The sequence below is a fragment of the Parvibaculum sp. genome (genome assembly GCF_035325945.1).
In the GTDB taxonomy this organism is placed as follows: Bacteria; Pseudomonadota; Alphaproteobacteria; order Parvibaculales; family Parvibaculaceae; genus Parvibaculum.
In genome coordinates this window covers 13624-33720 of sequence record NZ_DAOKYX010000028.1, presented here as the reverse complement: position 1 = coordinate 33720, position 20097 = coordinate 13624, and the positions used below count along the sequence as shown (strand labels likewise).

General features: G+C 64.0%; 23 protein-coding genes. 11 read left to right on the top strand and 12 right to left on the bottom strand.

Features of this window, described 5'->3' with window-relative positions:
• Positions 1–156 precede the first annotated feature (156 nt).
• The 3 genes from PKA57_RS12345 (at position 157) to PKA57_RS12335 (ending at position 1767) form a co-directional block, all read left to right on the top strand.
• Complete coding sequence (locus tag PKA57_RS12345) at positions 157–582, top strand: MucR family transcriptional regulator (protein WP_324300977.1); 426 nt, start codon at positions 157–159, stop codon at positions 580–582.
• 126 nt (positions 583–708) lie between these two features.
• Positions 709–1218 (top strand): PAS domain-containing protein, encoded by a 510-nt coding sequence (locus PKA57_RS12340; protein WP_324300982.1) that lies wholly within the window; start codon positions 709–711, stop codon positions 1216–1218.
• Between the two features lie 105 nt (positions 1219–1323).
• A complete protein-coding gene (locus tag PKA57_RS12335; RefSeq protein WP_324300974.1) occupies positions 1324–1767 on the top strand; it encodes a hypothetical protein in 444 nt (147 codons plus the stop codon).
• Between the two features lie 3 nt (positions 1768–1770).
• On the opposite strand, the gene PKA57_RS12330 is transcribed toward PKA57_RS12335, so the two are convergent.
• Positions 1771–2337, bottom strand: coding sequence for a helix-turn-helix transcriptional regulator (locus PKA57_RS12330; RefSeq protein WP_324300972.1), 567 nt, complete (start codon positions 2335–2337; stop codon positions 1771–1773).
• Between the two features lie 229 nt (positions 2338–2566).
• Between PKA57_RS12330 and PKA57_RS12325 the strand changes: the two genes are divergently transcribed.
• Complete coding sequence (locus PKA57_RS12325; protein WP_324300970.1) at positions 2567–2908, top strand: helix-turn-helix domain-containing protein; 342 nt, start codon at positions 2567–2569, stop codon at positions 2906–2908.
• 11 nt (positions 2909–2919) lie between these two features.
• Positions 2920–3747 (top strand): DUF6456 domain-containing protein, encoded by an 828-nt coding sequence (locus tag PKA57_RS12320; RefSeq protein ID WP_324300968.1) that lies wholly within the window; start codon positions 2920–2922, stop codon positions 3745–3747.
• On the opposite strand, the gene PKA57_RS12315 is transcribed toward PKA57_RS12320, so the two are convergent.
• The 3 genes from PKA57_RS12315 to PKA57_RS12305 all read right to left on the bottom strand — a co-directional run bounded on the left by PKA57_RS12315 (position 3738) and on the right by PKA57_RS12305 (position 6427).
• Positions 3738–4169, bottom strand: a complete 432-nt coding sequence (locus PKA57_RS12315; protein ID WP_324300966.1) for a SufE family protein — start codon at positions 4167–4169, stop codon at positions 3738–3740. The two genes, PKA57_RS12320 and PKA57_RS12315, sit on opposite strands and share 10 nt — an antisense overlap.
• A 168-nt stretch (positions 4170–4337) precedes the next feature.
• Positions 4338–4769 carry a DUF5330 domain-containing protein gene (locus tag PKA57_RS12310; protein ID WP_324300964.1) on the bottom strand — a complete coding sequence of 144 codons (432 nt, stop codon included), beginning with the start codon at positions 4767–4769 and terminating at the stop codon, positions 4338–4340.
• Positions 4770–5296: 527 nt separating this feature from the next.
• Positions 5297–6427, bottom strand: coding sequence for a hypothetical protein (locus PKA57_RS12305; protein WP_324300962.1), 1131 nt, complete (start codon positions 6425–6427; stop codon positions 5297–5299).
• Between the two features lie 215 nt (positions 6428–6642).
• Between PKA57_RS12305 and PKA57_RS12300 the strand changes: the two genes are divergently transcribed.
• A complete protein-coding gene (locus PKA57_RS12300) occupies positions 6643–6984 on the top strand; it encodes a DUF1491 family protein (protein WP_324300959.1) in 342 nt (113 codons plus the stop codon).
• Positions 6985–7025: 41 nt separating this feature from the next.
• On the opposite strand, the gene PKA57_RS12295 is transcribed toward PKA57_RS12300, so the two are convergent.
• Positions 7026–7244, bottom strand: a complete 219-nt coding sequence (locus tag PKA57_RS12295) for a hypothetical protein (protein ID WP_324300957.1) — start codon at positions 7242–7244, stop codon at positions 7026–7028.
• A 142-nt stretch (positions 7245–7386) separates the two neighbouring features.
• Here PKA57_RS12295 and PKA57_RS12290 point away from each other — a divergent pair, with 142 nt between their 5' ends.
• The gene (locus PKA57_RS12290) at positions 7387–8979 is read left to right on the top strand and encodes a peptide chain release factor 3 (protein ID WP_324300955.1); all 1593 of its coding nucleotides are present in this window, start codon (positions 7387–7389) and stop codon (positions 8977–8979) included.
• A gap of 47 nt (positions 8980–9026) precedes the next feature.
• Positions 9027–10214: a mechanosensitive ion channel family protein gene (locus PKA57_RS12285; protein ID WP_324300953.1), complete on the top strand. Its 1188-nt coding sequence runs from the start codon at positions 9027–9029 to the stop codon at positions 10212–10214.
• A 33-nt stretch (positions 10215–10247) separates the two neighbouring features.
• On the opposite strand, the gene PKA57_RS12280 is transcribed toward PKA57_RS12285, so the two are convergent.
• Complete coding sequence (locus PKA57_RS12280; RefSeq protein ID WP_324300951.1) at positions 10248–11570, bottom strand: aminotransferase class III-fold pyridoxal phosphate-dependent enzyme; 1323 nt, start codon at positions 11568–11570, stop codon at positions 10248–10250.
• Between the two features lie 111 nt (positions 11571–11681).
• Between PKA57_RS12280 and PKA57_RS12275 the strand changes: the two genes are divergently transcribed.
• The 3 genes from PKA57_RS12275 (at position 11682) to PKA57_RS12265 (ending at position 14443) form a co-directional block, all read left to right on the top strand.
• Positions 11682–12965, top strand: coding sequence for a D-amino acid dehydrogenase (locus PKA57_RS12275; RefSeq protein WP_324300949.1), 1284 nt, complete (start codon positions 11682–11684; stop codon positions 12963–12965).
• Positions 12966–13127: 162 nt separating this feature from the next.
• Positions 13128–13514, top strand: a complete 387-nt coding sequence (locus PKA57_RS12270; RefSeq protein WP_324300947.1) for a phasin family protein — start codon at positions 13128–13130, stop codon at positions 13512–13514.
• Positions 13515–13711: 197 nt separating this feature from the next.
• The gene (locus PKA57_RS12265; protein WP_324300945.1) at positions 13712–14443 is read left to right on the top strand and encodes a hypothetical protein; all 732 of its coding nucleotides are present in this window, start codon (positions 13712–13714) and stop codon (positions 14441–14443) included.
• Here PKA57_RS12265 and PKA57_RS12260 read toward each other — a convergent pair.
• The 6 genes from PKA57_RS12260 to PKA57_RS12235 form a co-directional block, all read right to left on the bottom strand.
• Positions 14440–14958: a DUF934 domain-containing protein gene (locus PKA57_RS12260; protein ID WP_324300943.1), complete on the bottom strand. Its 519-nt coding sequence runs from the start codon at positions 14956–14958 to the stop codon at positions 14440–14442. The two genes, PKA57_RS12265 and PKA57_RS12260, sit on opposite strands and share 4 nt — an antisense overlap.
• Positions 14945–16603, bottom strand: a complete 1659-nt coding sequence (locus PKA57_RS12255; RefSeq protein ID WP_324300941.1) for a nitrite/sulfite reductase — start codon at positions 16601–16603, stop codon at positions 14945–14947. Before PKA57_RS12255 ends, PKA57_RS12260 begins: the two co-directional genes overlap by 14 nt.
• Positions 16604–16653: 50 nt before the next feature.
• Positions 16654–16992, bottom strand: a complete 339-nt coding sequence (locus PKA57_RS12250; protein ID WP_324300939.1) for a DUF2849 domain-containing protein — start codon at positions 16990–16992, stop codon at positions 16654–16656.
• A 192-nt stretch (positions 16993–17184) separates the two neighbouring features.
• Positions 17185–17982: an ABC transporter permease gene (locus PKA57_RS12245; protein ID WP_324300937.1), complete on the bottom strand. Its 798-nt coding sequence runs from the start codon at positions 17980–17982 to the stop codon at positions 17185–17187.
• Positions 17975–18751 (bottom strand): ABC transporter ATP-binding protein, encoded by a 777-nt coding sequence (locus PKA57_RS12240; RefSeq protein ID WP_324300934.1) that lies wholly within the window; start codon positions 18749–18751, stop codon positions 17975–17977. The genes PKA57_RS12245 and PKA57_RS12240 overlap by 8 nt, the downstream gene beginning before the upstream one ends.
• 53 nt (positions 18752–18804) lie before the next feature.
• Positions 18805–19848 carry an ABC transporter substrate-binding protein gene (locus tag PKA57_RS12235; RefSeq protein ID WP_324300932.1) on the bottom strand — a complete coding sequence of 348 codons (1044 nt, stop codon included), beginning with the start codon at positions 19846–19848 and terminating at the stop codon, positions 18805–18807.
• Positions 19849–20097: the final 249 nt, after the last annotated feature.

Genomic DNA, 20097 nt, shown 5'->3' with positions numbered 1-20097 from the left:
TTATGAAATCGGATGGCTGTATTCTCCTTGTCCGATGACTATTGAAGATGGCAGAGTCAATCGTTATAAGATTGCCGGCGTCTTTAAAACGAACAAAACAATACTCGGGCATCATGTAATTCACCCGAGAGCCAGTGCCGGTATCAGAGGGGCGAAATGAACGAGAAGGCAGGATTGATCGGCATGACCGCAGAGATCGTCTCGGCCTATGTTGGTCATAACAGCGTCGCGACAGCTGACCTCGCAGGACTTATCCACAAGGTCTATGAGGCTTTGTCTCAGGCGGCCGAAGGCAATGTCAAAGCGTCCGTGGAGAAGCAGGAGCCGGCGGTGGCTATTCGCAAGTCCATCACGCCGGACTATCTGATCTGTCTTGAGGACGGAAAGAAGTTCAAGTCTCTGAAGCGTCATCTGCGGACGCATTACGATTTGAGCCCTGAGGAATACCGCGAGAAGTGGGGGCTGCCGCGCGACTATCCGATGGTCGCGCCGAATTACGCGCAGGCCCGCTCCAAGCTCGCCAAGAAGATGGGGCTTGGTCAGAAGGGCCGCCGCAGCAACAGCCGCAGAACGGCCCGTTAGCAGGCTCGGGGCGTCCGCACCGGCTTGACTGCGACGCCTTGCAATGAACCGCGCGTGGATTCATCATTAACCAAATGATTCGCGCGCGATCCGGGAGGGGACGCGTGCCGCCCGGAGGGAACGGTTCTGACACAGCCCGCAGAGGCCATTCGAGCCCAGCTCATCATTCCCGAGCAGCGCGAGCTGTTCGATTACTGGTGCTCGAAGTGCCCGGATGACGGGTTTCCTAAGCGCGGCGACATTCATCCTTTCGAGCTGAAGCCCCTGCTTCCGTCCCTCAGTCTTTTCGACGTGCTGGAGGGCGGGCCCTTGTCATTGCGTGTCCGCCTCGCGGGTACGCGGCTGCGCGACTATCTCGGCGTCGAGACGACCGGGCGCTGCGTGGCCGATTTCGATCTCGGCGACCAGCGCGGCTATTGGGAAGCGGCCTATCGCGAGGTGGTCGAAGGGCGGAGGCCCGCGCAGGGCGTCGTGCCGCTCACACCCTGGAAGGCGCCGGATGTGTTCCAGTTCTGGTTGCGGCTGCCGCTCGTCGACGAGGCGGGCCACATCGTCATGGTGTTCGGGCATGACGCCTTCCTGCATTCGGAAAAGGCGCATGCGCTTGCAGGCCGGGCCAATCTCCGCATCGCTTGAGCGGCTGCGCGGGACTGTCGCAGAATGGCGGCGCATCTTTCCCGAAGCCTTAGTCCCGAGCCATTCGCCATGCCAGCTCCTGCATTCTCTTCCGATAGTCGTCTGATGCCATTTCCGGCCCTGGCTGCCGGTCTTCTCGCGCTCATGCTTGCGGGCGCGGCTTCGGCCGCGACGGCGAGGATCGAGGAAGGCAGCAAGCTCATCGGCAAGGGGGAGGCGGCTGAGTTCCGGATCAGTTCGAGCCCGGACGAATCCTCCGAGCTGAGGGCCAGTTGCGAGGTGAGTGCGGGCGGCGATGCCGGCATCACCTTCGACGGCGAGCATTACATTCCGTTGTCCGAACCCTCGGTCGGCGATGTGCTGACGATTACGGCTGGCGAGACGAGGCGCTTCGATCTTACCGGCACGGTCGAGAAGAACCGGGGCGATGCCTATATCGCGTTTTCATTCCACGATGTTCCGGCTTCCATGTGCTTCCCCGGCATGGTGTGCGAAAGCGCACCGGCTGGCGCGAAGAATGTGAGCGTTGCCTGCCGCAACGTGAAATAGCGCTCAGAAATAGCGGATCAGCATGACGACGGGCGCGACCCATTCCGGCGTCGGAAGCTGACGGGCGGGCGCCCCCGGCTCCGGCGGCACGAGAATATAACGTCCGTCGACTGACGATATGAGCCGCCCGAAGCCGCTCGCCTCTCCGTCGATTTCCACCACGCAGTCGCGGCCAAGCGCATGCTCGGCATGTTCGGGCGGCATGCGGTCTGCGATGAGCACGTCGCCGGCGCAATAGGCGCCGAGATTTTCCCCGACGCGCAGCGCGATCGGATCGCGCGCGGGCGCATCGAGCGCGACACTGTCATCGTCCCTGGCGGCGGAGCGGTCGAAGGCGCCGCCGCGCCCGACCCGACCGACGCAGGGCACCCGATTGGGATGCGGACTGTCGATGAGGTCGGTGACCTGGACGCGCAGAGCCTCGGCGAGCTTCTGGAGCCAGTCCATCGAGATGGTCATGTCCGCGGTTTCGAGCCGCGAAACCGTCGCCGCGGTGGTGCCGATCAGGCGGGCGAGGTCGGTCTGCGTCAGGTTCCGCAATTTGCGGTAGTGCCGAATTCTGGTCCTCACTGGCTCACCTTTCTGTCTCAAAATGAAGCAAAAAGTACGGATATTTATCCCCGCAGTTTGCGGTTCCCGTAAATTTTCCATAGGCGAACATAAATGTTCTCGTAATGTTCATGCCTCTGTCAGTCAAGCGGTAATGGAGGGTTTTACGATGCATGATTTGAGTGGGATCCAGTTCGGCAGGCCGGGGGAGCGGCGCGCACATATCGCTCCATTCGCGCATGGAGGGCGCGTGAGGCCGTATGCCGGATGCGATCTCGAGCGCGCGGCGCAGGTGGCTCTGACCCAGGAGACGATCGCCCGCGCGCTTGATGTATCCGTGGTCGAACTGAGGTCACCAACGCGGCAGAGGGCGGCAGTCGCGCTTGCCCGGCAGGTCGCCATGTATCTGACCCATGTTGCCTTCGGCTTCAGCCTCTCGGCCGTCGGACGCCACTTCGGCCGCGACCGCACCACCGCCGCCCATGCATGCCGGCAGATCGAAGACCGGCGCGATGACAAGGATTTCGACATGCTTCTCGACCGGCTCGAACGAGCCGTGCGGAGAATGTCGCGCGCCGACACACTGCAATAGGAGCCGACGGGATGGGAGGTGGAAGACAACTCGTGACCGAGCATGAAGTCGAGCGTGAGTTGCGGCGTGTCTTCCGCCGCCTGACCCGGCCGGGAAGTCACATCGCGCGGCTGGACGATGACTGGTTCGGCCTTTTCGTGGCACGCAATCGCTGGCAGAGGCCGGTCCTCAGGATCGAGGCGCGGCTCTGGCAGGCCTTCGAGGCCCGCGATCTCGTCGAGAGGGAGGAGGTGCAAGGGCGGATCATCTGGAACGCGAGCGAGGCGGGGCTTGCGCTGTTGCGGCGCCTCGAGGCACGGGACGATCCTTTCCGCGCCCAGCACCAGCAGCGGCGGCTCGGCACGGTAGCAGTGGGCGAGGAAGTGGCGGTCGCCGAGTTCAACGATGCGGAAAGCCCGCTTGGCTGGCTCCATAGCCGCAAGGGCGCGGATGGAAAGCCGCTCATCTCCGCGCTTCACCTCGAGGCGGGCGAAAGGCTTCGGCGCGACTTCACGCTGGCGCGCATGAGCCCGCGCCTGACGACCGACTGGACGATGGCGCTCGGGCCGGGGGGCGTGCGGCGCTCGGGCGCGGGCAGGGCCGAAATGACCGACAACGCGCTCGCCGCGCGCCAGCGTCTGGCAAGAGCCGTGGCCGGCGTCGGCCCGGTCCTTTCCGATGTGCTCCTTGCCGTCTGCTGTCACCTTCAAGGGCTCGAGGAGGCTGAAAAATCTTTCGGCTGGCCCCGGCGCGCGGGCAAGATCGTGCTCCTGATCGCGCTCGACCGGCTCATCACGCATTACGGAATGAACAATGCCCCTCGCAAGGGGCGCGGGCAAAGCGTGCCGCCTCAGGCGTGAGACGCCGTGGCGAGCAGCGCCCTGGCGTCGTCCTGAATGCGACCGACCATCGAATAGAGCCCGTTCGATCGCTGCGGGCTCAGATGTTCGTTGAGGCCGAGCTTCTGGAGAACCTGCCTTGCATCCACGTCGAGAATTTCGCGCGACGTCTTTCCGGAAAAGATCTGAAGGAGGATTGCAATCAGCCCACGGACGATATGCGCATCGCTGTCTCCACGGAAAACGAGCCGGGGTTCCTTGTCCCCGTGTTTCGTCTCCGTCACGAGCCAGACCTGGCTGACGCAGCCCGGCACCTTGTTCGCGGCCGAGTGTTCTTCCTCGCTCAGGGGTTCGAGTTCGCGGCCCAGCTCGATCACATAGCGGTAGCGTTCTTCCCAGTCGCCAAGGAAGGAAAAGTCCTCGATCAGGCTCTCGATGGTCATCGTTCCGTTCCAAAAGGCTCAGAATCTCCTACAGGACATAGCGATGATGGAGGGGATGCACAAGCGCCGGGCGCGGGTTGGCAAAAAAGCGCCGCCCGGCGGCTGCATGCCGGGCGGCGCCAAAGTGCCGGAAAAGCTCAGGATGAGGGCTCCGGCAATCGATAGCTCCTATGCACCCGCAAGGCGCGAGGGGGCGAGCGGGTGGGGTGGCGGCGGCAAGGCGTGGGCCGGGCCTGTCTCAGGGCCCGGCTCGTCCGGCCGGGGCTCGCGCGCCTTCTCGGTCAGCCACTGGAAGAGTTTGCCCCCGTAAAAGGCCGTCTGCCGGGCCACATGGGTGACGACGGCCTGACCGCGGGCGCAGACATCCGGGTTGCGGTCGCAAAACCCCATCATGTCCTGGGCCGAGCGCGTGGCGAGGCTGAGCATTTCGCCGGCGTCGATATCGGCCTCCGTGCTAGCTGCTACCTCGCTGCCGGTATGCTCGGCGCCAAGGCTCGCATGATGCAGCGATGCGGAATGAGGCGACGCTTCCGGCCCCGCCGCTGGCAGCAGGAAGGCGAGAACCGTCAGCCAGAAGGCTGCCCTGAGAATGAGCGACATGATCCGTTCCCTTTCAGGTCTGTATCGTGACGCTAAGACGTGAGCCGCTGAAGACAAGTTAAATGGATACGTAAAATGCCATTTTGCTTGGATTATTGCCGGTTATTCGTCAGCATGTTTTAAATGGAGTAGAAATTGTGCGGATACATTTAAGAGAATGATTTTCGAGTTTTCTGAAATTACGTTGAAAATTGGAATCGCGTTTTCATCAAAAGAAATTTGTATTTGATTCAAATTGAACCTTGTTCGGGGTGGCGGCGTTTTGCTCCGGCGCGCAGAAGAAGGAAGGTGGATGCCGGATCAAGTCCGGCATGACGAGTGAGGCGAATGCCCGTCCGCAAACTCCGCTGTCACCCCGGACTTGATCCGGGGTCTAGAGCGACGGGCTCGGAGCGGGCGGCCCCTGGATCCCGGGACGAGCCCGGGATGGCGAGAGCGGAGAGGTGGCAGAGGCAAGCCCGGTATGACGATCAAAGAAGACCGCCTTCCCGCAAACCCCGCTGTCGCCCCGGCCCGGGGTCAATCCGTCAGTGCGCGGCGGGCGTCATGGTCGCCGAGGCGGGAAGTACGGACGCCCAGCAGGCGCGGACTTCTTCCACCCCATGCGTGCCCGCGCACCAGGCCTCTTCCGAGGGGAAGTGCGCTGCGGCAATGCACTGGTTGAGATTGAGGCGCGCCCAGTTGAGGCAGGAGGAGGTTTCATCGCGCTCCGCCGCCGCCATCGGCACCGCCATCACCTGACGTGCGCCGAGCGCGAGAATCTTCGTCAGCACCGGTCGCGAATAGGCATGCGCCTCGCTGATCGGGGAAAGATTGGCGATGAGAGCACGGAAGCTTTGCCCCGGCTCGCGCGCATCGGCCTGCTTGACCGGCTGCATCGGCTCGCTCATGCCCCATTTCTGGCGCATGAACTGCTGCGCCGTATCGAGGAGGCGCTTCCTGAGCGATAGCATGCGCTCGTTCTCCGCCGTGACGGAGGCCATGATCGAGGCGGTGGCGGCATCCGCGCCCGGCAGGCGAAGCACGTAATCGGGATCGTTGAGTGCGGCGAGAACCCTGTCCTGACCGAGGCGGCGAACCTCGTCGCGGACACCCTGGGCGAAGGCGTTGGTCTGGGCGGCGGTCATCGCCTGCACCGCATACCAGCCCTGCGCCATGACCTCGGGCTGCGAGTAGCGCATTTCCTTCAGTACACGGCGGACTTCGGTGGGAGTGCTGAGCTTGCTCTTTTCCGCCAGAGCGAGCGCGCTGCCATATTTGAGATAGACGCCCGCGAGCTGGCGGACGGGCGTGCCGCCGCTGCCGCCAAGCGCGCCGAGGCCCGCGCGCGGATCGACGGAGGCCACCTGAACCGGCGCGGCGTTGGCATGGCGCGGCGAGATCAGCGGAATGGGAATGCCGGCGCTCGCGACGCTCTCGTCATTGAGCGATGCGGTGGCCGTATCAGCCAAGGCCGGAGCAGGGGCAGGAGCCTGCGCGGGCGCGGACTGCGCCGCGGCGCTTTTCATGTTGTCGAGCGAAGAGGTGTTGCCCTCGACCACCGTGCAGCCGGACACGAGTGCGCCCGAGATGAACAGGGACGCGATGGCGAGCCTTGCGCCGCGGACACCCCCCATGCCGTGCGGGACAGCGCCCGCCTGCTTCCTCTCACCGAACATGCCAATCCCCTCTGAAACGCAAACCCGTTTTCCCGCTTTGCGCCGTCCGCCCGCCCGAAACATCTATTCAGGCTATAAATATTGTGCGGATTCGGAGCGCCACCCGACTTCGTTAACGGATTGTTTGCAAGTCTAGTGCCGTGCCAGAGCTTCGGCAAACGAGAAAAAGTCGTTACTATGTAAAGACTTGTAGTTTCACCATAAGGGCCGCCTCTATGGAAACTTTGCCGCGTCTCAAGGCGGAAATCTGGGTGAAGGCGCTGATCCGCCGCTGCGAAATCGCGGGCGCGCAAGCCATGGTGGTGCGCCGCGGCGATGCCGCTTCGGGCACGGTGGTCGTCAAGGTGAGTCGTCTCGACCGGACAGCGTCGGTTTTCGTGCCCGCGCGGGCGGGCGACGGGTCGCTCGTCTGGATGCAGGCGACCGGCGCCGCACCGGTCGCCGAGCCCGATGCGGACGCCTATATAGAAAGGCAGCGGAAATTCGATCCGGACATCTGGGTGGTCGAAATCGAGGACCGTCAGGGCCGTCACTTCCTTCAGGAACCGGTGAACTGAGGAGAAGTGCCCGCGCGTCTCATGGCTGCTTCGGGGCCGTTTCAGGGGCGCATGAAGGTGAAGTCCTCGTCGGGATCGAGGAAATCGAGTGCGCTCATGAGCTCGGCCTTGATGTCCTCGGGCGATCTCGTCTCGCGCCAGATGCGCAGCACGCCTTCGAAGAAGATGCGGGCGAGCGCGTCGGTCGAAATCTGTTTTTCGCGGGCTTCGGCCAGGGCCGCCTCGAGATGCGGTTCTGCGATGTCGCGTGCGGTGGTCATGTTTCTCTCTCGGAAATGTGAATATCGGTGGCGAAAGAATGCCCGGCCGGGCGAAACGGCGCATCCTGTCACGATGTCGCGCCGGGTGACAGGCGGAAGCAGTTGAAGTAGGGTCCGGCCCCAAACCGGACTGGAGACGAACTTGAGCACGACTGCGGACGAAGTCGGCAAGCGCCGGACCTTCGCCATCATCTCGCACCCCGACGCGGGCAAGACCACGCTGACTGAAAACCTGCTCTATATGGGCGGGGCGATCCATCTTGCCGGTCAGGTGAAGGCGCGCGGCGACACGCGGCGCGCCCGCTCCGACTGGATGAAGATCGAGCAGGAGCGCGGCATCTCCGTCTCCTCCGCCGTCATGACATTCGAGTTCGGCGGCGCCATCTGCAATCTGCTTGACACGCCGGGCCACGAGGATTTCTCGGAAGACACCTACCGCACGCTGACGGCGGCCGATTCCGCCATCATGGTCATCGACGCGGCGAAGGGCATCGAGACGCAGACCCTCAAGCTCTTCGAGGTGTGCCGCCTGCGCGACGTGCCGATCATCACCTTCATCAACAAGATCGACCGCGAAGGCCAGAGCCCGTTCGATCTCATGGACGAGATCGCGACGAAGCTCGCGCTCGATACCTCGCCGATGATCTGGCCCATGGGCATGGGCGGCCTTCTCAAGGGCATCTTCGACCCGGAGCGTGACCGCTTCGTGCCCTATGAGCGGCCGGGCGGCGACAGGGACGGGCATGAGCCCGAAAGCGTCCCGGGCAGCGAGGTCGGGAAATATATGAGCCCCGAGGAGCTTGCCGCCTATCGCGAGGAAATGGAGATCGCCCGCGAAGGATCGCCCGCCTTCGACCTCGAGGCCTATCGCGCCGGCCATCTGACGCCGGTCTATTTCGGCAGCGCCCTGCGGAAGCTCGGCGTGCGCGAGCTTCTCAACGCCGTGGTGCGCTATGCGCCGCCGCCGCGTCCGCAGCCTTCCTCCCTGCGTCTGGTCGAGCCGGCCGAGCCCAAGGTTTCGGGCTTCGTCTTCAAGGTGCAGGCGAATATGGACGCCAACCACCGCGACCGCATCGCCTTCATGCGCATCTGCTCGGGCAAGTTCAAGCGCGGCATGCGCCTCAGGCTTTCGAGTTCCGGCAAGACCATCGGTATCCACAATCCGACGCTCTTCTTCGCGCAGGACCGCGAACTGGTGGACGAAGCCTTCGCGGGCGACATCATCGGCATCCCGAACCACGGCACCATTCGCGTCGGCGACACGCTGACCGAAGGCGAGGCCATGACCTTCACCGGCATTCCGAATTTCGCGCCGGAAATTCTCCGCCGCGTACGCCTCGACGATCCGATGAAGGCAAAGCACATGCGCCGCGCGCTGGAAAGCCTCGCGGAAGAAGGCGTGACGCAGGTCTTCAAGCCCCATATCGGCGCCAACTGGATCGTCGGCGTCGTCGGCCCCCTGCAGCTTGAAGTTCTCGCCGCGCGCATCGAGGCGGAATATGACGTCCATGTGCATTTCGAGCCCGCGCCCTTCGAGACGGCGCGCTGGCTGACGGCGGAAGACCCGGCGGAACTCAAGCGGTTTGTCGACGCCCATCGCGGCAATCTCGCGGAGGATCGCGACGGCGCGCCGGTCTTCCTTGCCAAGAGCAACTGGGATCTGGGCTACACGGCCGAGAAGTGGCCACATGTCCGCTTCTCCGCAACGCGCGAGCGCACGCCTGTCGTGGCATAGGCGCGCCCGATCCTGCTACCCCGCATTTATGGAGGTGAGACGGACTGATGACGAGTAGCGTTCTGTCGGATTTCGGGGACTTCTGGCGTCTTGTCGTCGATGTCTGGGAAACGGGTGTCTTCGGCCGCAGTATCGGAGAACTTCTGACAGCCGCCACCATCTTTGCCGTCTTCTTCGCGCTGCGCGGACTTTTCACGCGCTACGTGCTCGCGGTCGCGGAGCGCTGGACGGCGCGGACATCGAACATATTCGACGACGCGCTGCGCAACGCCATTGCCGGGCCGCTTCAGTTTCTCTTTCTGGTGCTCGGGATTTTCTTCACCACCCAGTATCTGGATTTTTCCGGCAAGACGGAGCTTCTGGCCGAGAACGTCAACCGCTCGCTCATCGTGATCGCCATATTCTGGGGGCTGAGGAATGTGATCACGCCAATCGGCAGGCTGCTGAGCGGCTTCAATCACATTCTCACGCCGGAGATCACGCATTGGCTGATCACCGGCGGGCGCGCGGGTATTCTGCTCGTCGGCGGAGCGACCGTCTTGCAGATCTGGGGCATACAGGTCGCGCCGATCATTGCGGGGCTTGGGCTTTTCGGCGTTGCGGTGGCGCTCGGCGCGCAGGATCTCTTCCGCAATCTCATCGGCGGGATTTCCATCCTGCTCGAGCGCCGCTTCGGCATCGGCGACTGGATCAAGGTCGATAGCGTGGTCGAAGGCATGGTCGAGAAGATCGGCTTCCGCTCGACGCTGGTGCGCCGTTTCGACAAGGCGCCCGTCTATGTGCCGAACCAGAAGCTCTCCGACAATGCCGTCACCAATTTCAGCGCGATGACATATCGGCGCGTCTCCTGGACCATCGCTCTCGAATATCGCACGACGCATGATCAGCTTCGCCGCATCCGCGACGCTATCGAAACCTTTCTGATGGAGCATGAGGCTTTCGTGCAGCCGCCCGAGGCGGCGCTCTTCGTGCGGATCGACGCGTTCCGGGAATCGTCGATCGACCTCATGATCTATTGTTTTACGCGCACGACGGTCTGGGGCGAGTGGCTGGCGCTCAAGGAAGAGCTTGCCTACCGCGTCAAGGAAATCGTCGAGCGGGAAGGCGCGGCCTTCGCTCTCCCGGGCCGGGCGATCTATGTCGAAGCCCTCGCACCCCGCCCGGAGGAGATCGCGACGGAACGGAGCGCGAAGGCTGAGATCGGCGCGCCACGGCGCGCGGCCGCCGGCGAATAGGAACCCGGCAGGCGCAGCGCGTGGCGATGGGCGTCAGCCCCTCATGCTCTGGACCGTCTTGTCGATGGCGACCTTCAGCGTCTCGGCGATGCGGTCGAGTTCGCTGTCCTCGACGGTGAAGGCGGGGCCGATGCAGATGATGTCGCGCACCGCGCCCGTGCCGCCCCCATAGAAGAAGACGCCTTCGCGGAGGCCTGCCGCGACGACGCGGCCAGACACCTGCGCCTCGAGCGGGAAGGGCTCCAGCGTCTCGCGATCCTTGACGATCTCGATGCCGCGCAGGAGGCCGCGCCCGCGAAGCTCGGCGACATTGGGATGCTGGCCGAGCAGGGCGGAGAGGCGCGCGCCGAGCGCTTCGCCCTTTTCCGCCGCGCGCTGCACCAGCTCCTCGCGCTCCATGATCTCGAGCACCTTGTCGGCGGCGGCGCAGGCGGCCGGATGCCCACCATAGGTATAGAACATCAGCGCCTCGCCCTTCGCGGCAAGCGGCGCGACGACCGCATCGGTCGCGAAGACCCCGACGATGGGCGCATAGCCGCCCGCGAGCCCCTTGCCCGCGAACATGATGTCTGGCTCGAGGCCGTAATGCTCGGCGGCGAAGCGCGTGCCGGTACGGCCGAAGCCGACCATGACTTCATCGGACACGATGAGAATGCCGTGGCGGCGGCAGATCTCCTGCACCATCGGCCAGTAGCGCGGCCCCGGCTCGATGGCGCCGCCGGACGAGCCATTGAGCGGTTCGCCGACGAAAGCGGCGATCGTCTCCGGCCCCTCGCGCAGGATGAGGTCTTCGAGCGCCTGCGCCGCGTGAATATCGAAATCGGGATGGTCGCGCCCGAGCGGCGAACGCAGCGCATAGGGCGTCGGCGCATGGAGCACATGCGGCATCACGCTTTCAAAGCCCGCCTTGCGCGCGACATGCCCGCCGACCGCAAGAGTGAGGGCTGTGGTGCCGTGATAGGAGATTTCGCGGCCGATGATCTTTGTACGTTTCGTTTCGCCCTTGGCCTGGAAATGCTGGATGGCGAGCTTGATGGCGGCATCGCCCGCTTCGGACCCGCCGCTGGCGAGCCAGACGCGCGTCAGATGCGGCGGCAGCCAGCTTCGACGCAGCCTTTCGACGAGGCGTTCGCGCTCGGGCGTGACGAAGGGCGGCACCGCATAGGTCATGGACACCATGGCGGCCGCCGCTGCATCCGCCACCTCGCGCCGTCCATGTCCTATGTTGGATACGATGGCGCCGCCCGATGCGTCGAGAATCGTGCCACCATTTTTCAGGTGCAGCGTGCGTCCTTCGGCGTGGGAGAGATCGATGGTGAAGCGGGCGGGTACGAAAGGCCAGATAGCGTCGGACATGGGAACTCCAGCGGCGGGAATCGGAAGACCTGTCATTATGACGCATGGGGGCCCCCGCTTCCATGAGACCTCGTGTCCGGTTAGAGTGAAAGCCGACCCGGAGGTTCCATTTTGAGAGTCCTCGTCATCGGCGCCGGCATTGTCGGCGTCACAACCGCATATGAGTTTGCAGAGCGCGGCCATGAAGTGACGCTGCTCGAAAGGCGAGAGGGCGCCGGTCTCGAAACGAGCTACGCCAATGGCGCCCAGCTCGGCGCGGGCGAGGTCACACCCTGGCCGGGACCTGAAGTCCCTCTCCTTGCCCTGCGCTGGATGGGCAGGCCCGACGGACCCTTCCGTCTGCGTCTGAAGCCCGACCCCGAACAATGGATATGGCTCTGGCGCTTCCTCCTGCGCTGCCGCAACTCGGCGCGCGAGGAGCGCGTGCTGCCGAACCTGCAACTGGCGCTCTACACGCGGGCGCGGATGGATGCGGTCGCGGAGAAATTCGAGGCGCAGGGCACGCCGATCCTTTTCGATGAGGAGCGCGCGGGCATCCTCCAGATCTTCCATTACGACCGCTCGTTCAAGGAGGCCATCGAGGGCGCCGATGTGATGCGGCGCGCAGGTCTCGACCAGCGCGTGCTCTCGGCGCGGGAATGTGTCGATGTCGAGCCCGCGCTCGGGCCCGCCTATCAGCGCGGCGGCATCAAGGGCGCGCTCTACTGCGAGACGGACCGGACGGGCGACGCCTATCTCTATACGAAGGCGCTTGCCGAAGGCGTCACGCGCATGGGCGTCCGTTTCGTGACCGGCGTCGAGGTCGAGCGTTTCGAGGTGCGGGGCGACAAGGTCGCAGGCGTCCGGACGAAGGACACGCTCTATGAAGGCGACATCGTGGTGCTTGCCGCAGGCGTCGGCTCCGCAGCGCTCGCCCGGCAGACGGGGGTGCGGATCCCCGTCTATCCGCTCAAGGGCTATTCGGTGACCCTTCCCGTGGGCTCGGGCGTCGCTCCCCATGCGAGCGTGACCGACGAGGCCCGCAAGATCGTGGTGAGCCGGCTCGGCAACCGTGTACGGATTGCCGGAACGGCCGAGGTATGCGGCTATGACACGAAGATCGAGATGGCGCGCGCGCGCTCCGTGCTCGACGGCGCGCTCGATTTCATGCCGCAACTGAGCGACGTCGCGGACAAGGCGGAATACTGGACGGGCCTGCGCCCGATGAGCCCCGATGGCAGCCCGATCATCGGCCAGGCGGGGCGCTATTCGAATGTCTATCTGAACACCGGGCACGGATCGCTCGGATGGACGCTGGCCTCGGGCAGCGCCGCGGCGCTTGCCGACACGATCTGCGGCAGCACGCCGCAGATCGACCTAACTCCTTTCAGCATCAAGCGATTCGCCTTCGTTTGAGCGGCGGCCGGGCGTCGCTGCGGCCGGTTTTTGTGCATTGCACAAAAATTCCTTGACGCTAGGGCCCCAAGCTCTTATTTCATTGTGCAACGCACCAATCCAAAGCCGGATTGTGCAGCGCACTGCTGTGAGGGTGGTGCCAACGCAATGAGGAGATGGACGATGACGGAAGCGACCACGACCCCGAAGGCCCGCAAGACCACCAAAGCCAAGCCGAAGGCCGCGAAGGCTGCCAATGCCCGCGCCTCCAAGGCGAAAGCCGCGCCGAAGGCCCCGAAAAAGACCCCGATCGAGCTTGCCTCGGGCATCATCACCGAGCTGACCCGCGCCAATTTCGAGCAGACCGTCGAGACGGCGAAGGCCGTCCTGAAGTCGGGCGACATCCGCTCCGCGGTCGAACTGCAGAACGAATTCCTCCGCGCCGCCTTCAAGCGCAATCTCGACGCTGCCCGCGAGATCAACGAGATCGCCGTCACTGCCGTGCGCGAAGCTGTCGGCCCCTATGCCGAAAAGTTCACGGAGGCGGTGGAGCGCGTTCGCGCCGCCTGATCCGGCGTTTCTTCCTCCCTTCTCAAGTCCTGTTGTGTAGAGGCCCGGCGTTCGAGAGAGCGCCGGGCTTCTTTCTTTCTGTTTTCCGCCTTTACCCGGAGCTAACCGGCCGAGAGCTAGGCTTGTTGCGACGCGGAAGATGGGCGGGTTCCATGCGACGGTTCAGGCGGAGAACGTTATTCTCGAGGGGAATGGGCATGGCGGCTCTCGCCGTGCTCCTTCTCGGCGCCTGTGCGCAGGAGCCAGATTTCGGTCGCTACCGGCCGGGGCTTCTCGAACGGCTGGACGCCGCCTCGAACGACCGGACGCCCGATGCGGCGCCCCTCGCTACGACCGGCGCCGAGCGCGATCTCAGGACCATGGCGGCGAACCTCTCGGCCGAGCGGCCCGCAGCGGATGACGGGCGTCTCTGGGGCATCGCGCAATGGGCGGCGAAGCCGGCGGATGATGGAACGCCGGCGAGCCTGCGCTATTACAAGCGGCTGCGCGCCCAGCACCCGACGAGCCCGGCCTCGCTTCTCAATGCGCTTGCGGGCGACATTCAGGCCGACACCATGGATATGGACCGCTTCGCGGCGATCTGCGGGGAAGTGATCGCGGCGGACCGCGCACGCGGCACGGAGCTTCTGGGGCAGGGGGCTTCCGCCTCGGCGGTGAGCTATGACGGGCCTTCCGCCTTCGCCGGCGTTCGCGCGCGTATCGACGAGAACGGCCGCATCATAGGACGAACGGCGAATGTTCTCGCCTCGCGCCTCGTCGGCTACAGGACCGCGCTCGCCCATGCGCGTCTCGATGCTCCGTCACCGGAATATCTTGCCGTGGTCGAGGCCGCCATTGAGGACATGGAAGCGCGCATGGCGCTCATCGACCGCATGTCGGTGAGCCATGAGAGCGTTCTCGCCGCGCTTCGCGGCGGGGCGGCCGGTTAGCTCGCCGCTGCCGCCGCCGCGCGCGCCGCAAGGCGCTGCCGGAGCGAGAGCACGGTTTCGCGTCCGTCGCTCGCCGGCTGATAGGTGTAGGTGAAGGCGCCGACCGATTCCCTGTAGATCTCGGGCGTGATGGTCGAGGCGACTTCGAGCGCGTCGAAGCCGCAGCGCACCATGTAGAAGAACTGGTCGCGTAGCACATTGCCGACTGCGCGCACCTCGCCCTTATAGCCATAGCGCTCGCGCAGGAGCCGCGCATAGGAATAGGCGCGGCCGTTGCGATAGGCCGGAAACTCCAGCGCGACGACATCGAAATGGCCGAGATGTTCGGCGATGAGCGACGGTTCCTCGCCGCTCTTCAGCCGCACGCCGAGGGGCAGCCCGCGCGCGATGAGCGCGTTCTGCTCTTTCTGCCAGCGCGCGAGGCTGACGATAACCGGGCCCTCGGGGAGGGTGTCCTCGTCGCCCACATGCGTCCAGCTATCGGCGATGAAGTTGCCGTTCTTAATGAGCTGCATAAAGCGTCTCCTTGAAAGGCTGCAAGCCGACGCGCCGATAGGTGTCGATGAAGATCTCGCCTTCGTTGCGAAGCTTGAGATAGGTCTCGACGATCATCTCGATCGCATCGACGATCTCGCCCTCGTTGAAAGCGGGGCCGACGACGTCGCCAAGCGCCGCCTTTTCGTCCGCCGCTCCGCCGAGCGTTACCTGGTAATATTCGACGCCCTTCTTGTCGACGCCGAGAATGCCGATATGGCCGACATGGTGGTGGCCGCAGGCATTGATGCAGCCCGACATGTTGATATGCAGCCGGCCGATCTCGTGCTGGCGCTTCAGATCGGCGAAGCGCTCGGAAATGCGCTCGGCGATCGGGATCGAGCGCGCATTGGCAAGCGTGCAGTAATCGAGGCCGGGGCAGGCGATCTGATCGGTGATGAGTCCGGAATTGGGCATCGCCAGCTCGGCCGCGTCGAGCGCCTTCCAGACTTCATAGAGATCCTTCTTGCGCACATGGGCGAGCGTCAGGTTCTGCTCATGCGCGACGCGGATCTCGGAGAAGGCGTATTTGTCGGCGATGTCGGCTATCGCTTCCATCTGCTCCGAGGTGCAATCGCCCGGTGTCTTGCCGATGGGCTTCAGCGTGACATTGACGATGGCGTAGCCGGGCATGCGGTGCTGCACCACATTGGTGCGCACCCAGTCGGCGAACTTCGCGTCGCGCGTGATGGCCTCTTCGAGTTCCGGCGTCTCGTCGGAAAGCGTCTCGAAAGGCGGCGGGGCGAAATAGGCCCTGATGCGCTCGACTTCGTCCTCGGGAAGCTGAAGCGTGCCCTGCTTGCGGATTTCCTCGAACTCGGCGTCGCACTGGCGCTTCATTTCCTCGGCGCCGATTTCATGCACGAGGATCTTGATGCGCGACTTGTAGAGATTGTCGCGCCGCCCATACATGTTGTAGACGCGCAGGATCGCCTCGAGATAGGCGAGCAGGTCTTCGCGGGCGACGAAGTCCGCGATCTTCTTGCCGATGATCGGCGTGCGCCCGAGGCCGCCGCCGACCCAGACCTCATAGCCGATTTCGCCGGCCGCATTGCGGACGACCTGAATGCCGATGTCGTGCACGCGGATCGCGGCGCGGTCATGCTCCGTGGCGGAGACGGCGATCTTGAACTTGCGCGGCAGGAACGAGAATTCCGGGTGGAAGGTCGACCACTGGCGGATGATCTCGCAGATCACGCGCGGGTCCTCGATCTCGTCGCCGACGGCGCCCGCATATTGATCGGATGTCGTGTTGCGGATGCAATTGCCGGAGGTCTGGATGCAGTGCATCTCGACCGAGGCGAGCTCGTCCAGAATGTCGGGCACGTCCTTCAGCGCCGGCCAGTGAAGCTGGAGGTTCTGGCGCGTGGTGAAGTGGCCATAGCCGCGGTCGTAGCGACGCGCGATGTCGCCGAGCTTGCGAAGCTGGCGCGAGGAAAGCGTGCCATAGGGAATGGCGATCCGCAGCATGTAGGAGTGAAGCTGCAGATAGACGCCGTTCATGAGCCTCAGCGGCTTGAAGTCGTCTTCCGGCAGTTCGCCCGAAAGGCGGCGCGCCACCTGTCCGCGAAACTGCGCGACGCGCTCCGTTACGAGGCTGTGATCGAATTCGTCATACCGGTACATGAATGGTCCTTGCCTTGCCGATGGCGTGCCGAAGTTGGAGGCGCGAGGGCTCAGGCGTGAACGCCTTCGAGTTCCGCCTGCTTGCCGAGATCGCGCCGCACGGTCGGGCCAGCCTGGCGGATCGTCTCGCGCACGCTGGCGGCGCGAATGCCTTGATCGGTCTTTTCGACTTCAAAGAGATAGACGTCGAGAACGTAGTTCTCGGGCATGAAGAAGGCTTCGCCGCGCGCGAGAAGCGCTTGCGCTTCCTCCTTGCCGTCGGCGACCTGGGCGTCCTGAAGGGATTCAGACCAGCTATTGTCGGCCGTGAGATAGACCACGACCCCGTCCGTCAGGCGGTTGGCCGTCACGGCCTGAAACTGGGCACCCTTGCGGGAATGCTGAGCCACAGGCTCCTCCTTTGAACCAGATTGCGCCCGTCGCGGCGCAAAGAGCGCGGCCCCGAAGGGCCTTCGTCCAATCGCCGGTAACATGGGGTTTTTTACAAAGCGCGTCAACCGTTGTGTGAAAATTTGATATTGTCGATAAAAATACGTGAAATATGGAAACTATGAGTGAAATCATAGGTTTCCTGTGTGGCCTCAGGCTTCGCGCCGGATGGCGCTCTCATGCCAGCGGCGGAGCAGCAGATGCTCCACGAAGGAGAGGCCGAAGAAAATACAAATGCCAAGCGTGGAAAGAAGGAGGAGCGCCGCGAACATCTTGGGAATGTCGAGGCGATTCCCGGCCTCGATGATGCGCCAGGCAAGCCCCGTCGAAGCACCGGACCCGGCCACGAACTCGGCCACGACCGCGCCGATGAGCGCGAGCCCGCCCGAAATCTTCATGCCGCCGAGGATGTAGGGGAGGGCGGAGGGAAGCTGCAACTCGGTCAGCACCTGCCAGCGGCTTGCGCCATAGAGCCTGAAGAGGTCGCGCAGATTGTGGTCGGTGGAGCGCAGGCCGAGCGTCGTGTTGGAAAGGATGGGGAAGAAGGCGACGATCCAGGCGATGATGAGCAGCGCCAGTTGCACGCGGTCGAAGCCGACCCAGATCAGGATGAGGGGCGCGATGGAGACGACCGGCGTCACCTGCAATACGACCGCATAGGGAAAGAGCGCCATCTCGACGGTGCGGCTCTGCGCGAAAAGGATGGCGAGGCCGACGCCGCCGACAACCGCGAGCACGAAGGCGGCGACAGTGACGCCGAGCGTGATCCAGAGCGAGCCCATGAGCGATGTGAAATTGTCGGCGAGGCTCGCGGCGATGACGCTAGGGGCCGGCAGCACGAAGGCAGGCACCGCATAAGCGCGCACCAGGGCCTCCCACATGGCGAGAAAAAGGGCGCCGACGAGAAGCGGCACCAGAATGCGCGAGAGCCGCGAGCGTTCTTCAGCCATGGTTCGCCATCCCTTCTCTCAACGCGGCCGATACCTCCGAGCAAAGGGCGAGATAGTCCGTCGACTCCCGGAAGGCGCGGCCGCGCGGAAACGGCATGCCGATGGGGATGTCGCGCAGGATGCGTCCCGGCCGCGCACCCATGACGAGCACGCGCTCGGAGAGATAGACGGATTCATAAACGCTGTGAGTGACGAAGATGACGGTCCAGTTCTGCCCCGACCAGAGATCGATGAGATCGTCGTCGAGCTTCTCGCGGGTGAATTCGTCGAGCGCGGCGAAGGGTTCGTCCATCAGCAGCACCGGCGGCTCGGTGACGAGGGCGCGCGCGATGGAAACCCGCATCCGCATGCCGCCCGAAAGCTCGCGCGGGAAGGCGGCTGCGAAATCGGCAAGCCCAACGCGCGAGAGCGCATCCATGATGCGTGGCTCAGCCTCGGCCCGCGCGACGCCCTTGAGCTTGAGCGGCAGATAGACATTCTCGAAGACGCGCGCCCAGGGCATGAGCGTCGCGTCCTGAAAGACGAAGCCGATATCGGCCGGCCGCGCGCCGCCCGAGGCGGGCCATGCGATCGTGCCTGCGCTCGGTTCGATGAGCCCCGCGATCATGCGAAGGAGCGTGCTCTTGCCGCAGCCCGAGGGGCCGACCAGCGACACGAAAGAGCCGCGCGCAATGGCAGCGCTCACGCCGTCGAGCGCAAGCGTGCCGCTGCCATAGGTCTTGGCGACGTCCTCGAGGGAGATCAGGGTCTGACGTTCTTTCGCGGTCATGCCGGTTTCTTCGTTTCTTTCTTCCTTTTACCCCGGATGACGAAAGCGGGAATTCACTTTCCCGTCAGTTCCTTCTTGAGGTCGAGACCGACGCCGCGATTGACGAATTCGAGCGTATAGGCCTTGTGATAGTTGAGGCCCTTGGGGAAAACGCCCGCTTCCGACATGGTGTCGTAGAATTCCTGCCAGCGCTTGTCCGTCATCGCGCCGATGCCGAGCGTTTCCGTGTCGCCTGAATCGACGATGCCATGCTCCTTCATCGTCGCGATCGCATGGGTGAGAAGGTCATCCGTCATTTCGGGATTGTCCTTCTTGATCAGCGCATTCGCGGGCGAGGGATCGCCATAGAGATAATCGACCCATCCGCGGATGCTTGCCTCGACGAATTTCTGCACCAGCTCGGGGTTCTCGTCGATCATGTCGTCGCGCGTCATGATGAAGGCGGCATAGCCCGGATATCCGTAGTCGGACAGAAGGAAGACTTGCGGCTTGAACTTCGCCTCACGCTCGATCGTATAGGGCTCGGAGGAAAGATAGCCCTCCTGGATCGCCTTGGGATCGGTGATGAAGGGCGCGAGGTTGAAGGTGTATTTGCGGATCTGGTCGTCGGTGAAATCGTACTTCACTTTCAGCCACTGCCAGAAGGCGCTCGTCGTCGCGTCCGATACCATGATGGGCTTGCCCTTCATGTCGGCAATGGATTTCACATCGTCGCGCGGATGCGTGATGAGAACCTGCGGGTCCTTCTGGAAGCTCGCCATGACGGCACGGAGGTTCGCATTGGCGACGACGGCGTTCAGCGGAATGAAGCTGTTCGAGCCCATGCCGAACTGAACCGTATCGGTCGCGAGAAGCTGCGGCACGTTCACACCGGGGCCGCCCTGCTGGATGACGACATCGAGGCCGGCATCCTTGTAATAGCCTTTGGCGAGCGCCTGATAGAAGCCGCCATGCTCGGCCTGCGCCTTCCAGTCGGTGGCGAAGACGACGCGCGTGCCCTCGCCGGTGCCGCGATCGGCGGGCCTGATCGCCAGAACGGCGACGATGGCGACAAGGACCAGAGCGGCGAGACCGCCGATGATCAGATTGCGATTCATGATGTGCCCCCATGGAGTGCGATACGCGACATCGCGAGCGGATTCGCGGACGCGCACGGACTTTTGAACGAAGCGCATGGTTTGTCCAGACGATCTGCGGGACCATGCGTCGGATTCGCTTGCTCCGTCGGGGACGGATGCTAGCAGCGCCGGGAGGGGAGAGCTACACCGATGGGCTCAGGCGCCCGCCCTGCCGGCAAGAATGAGGATGATCGCGATATGGACGATGCCGGCGGCGACGAGCGTTGC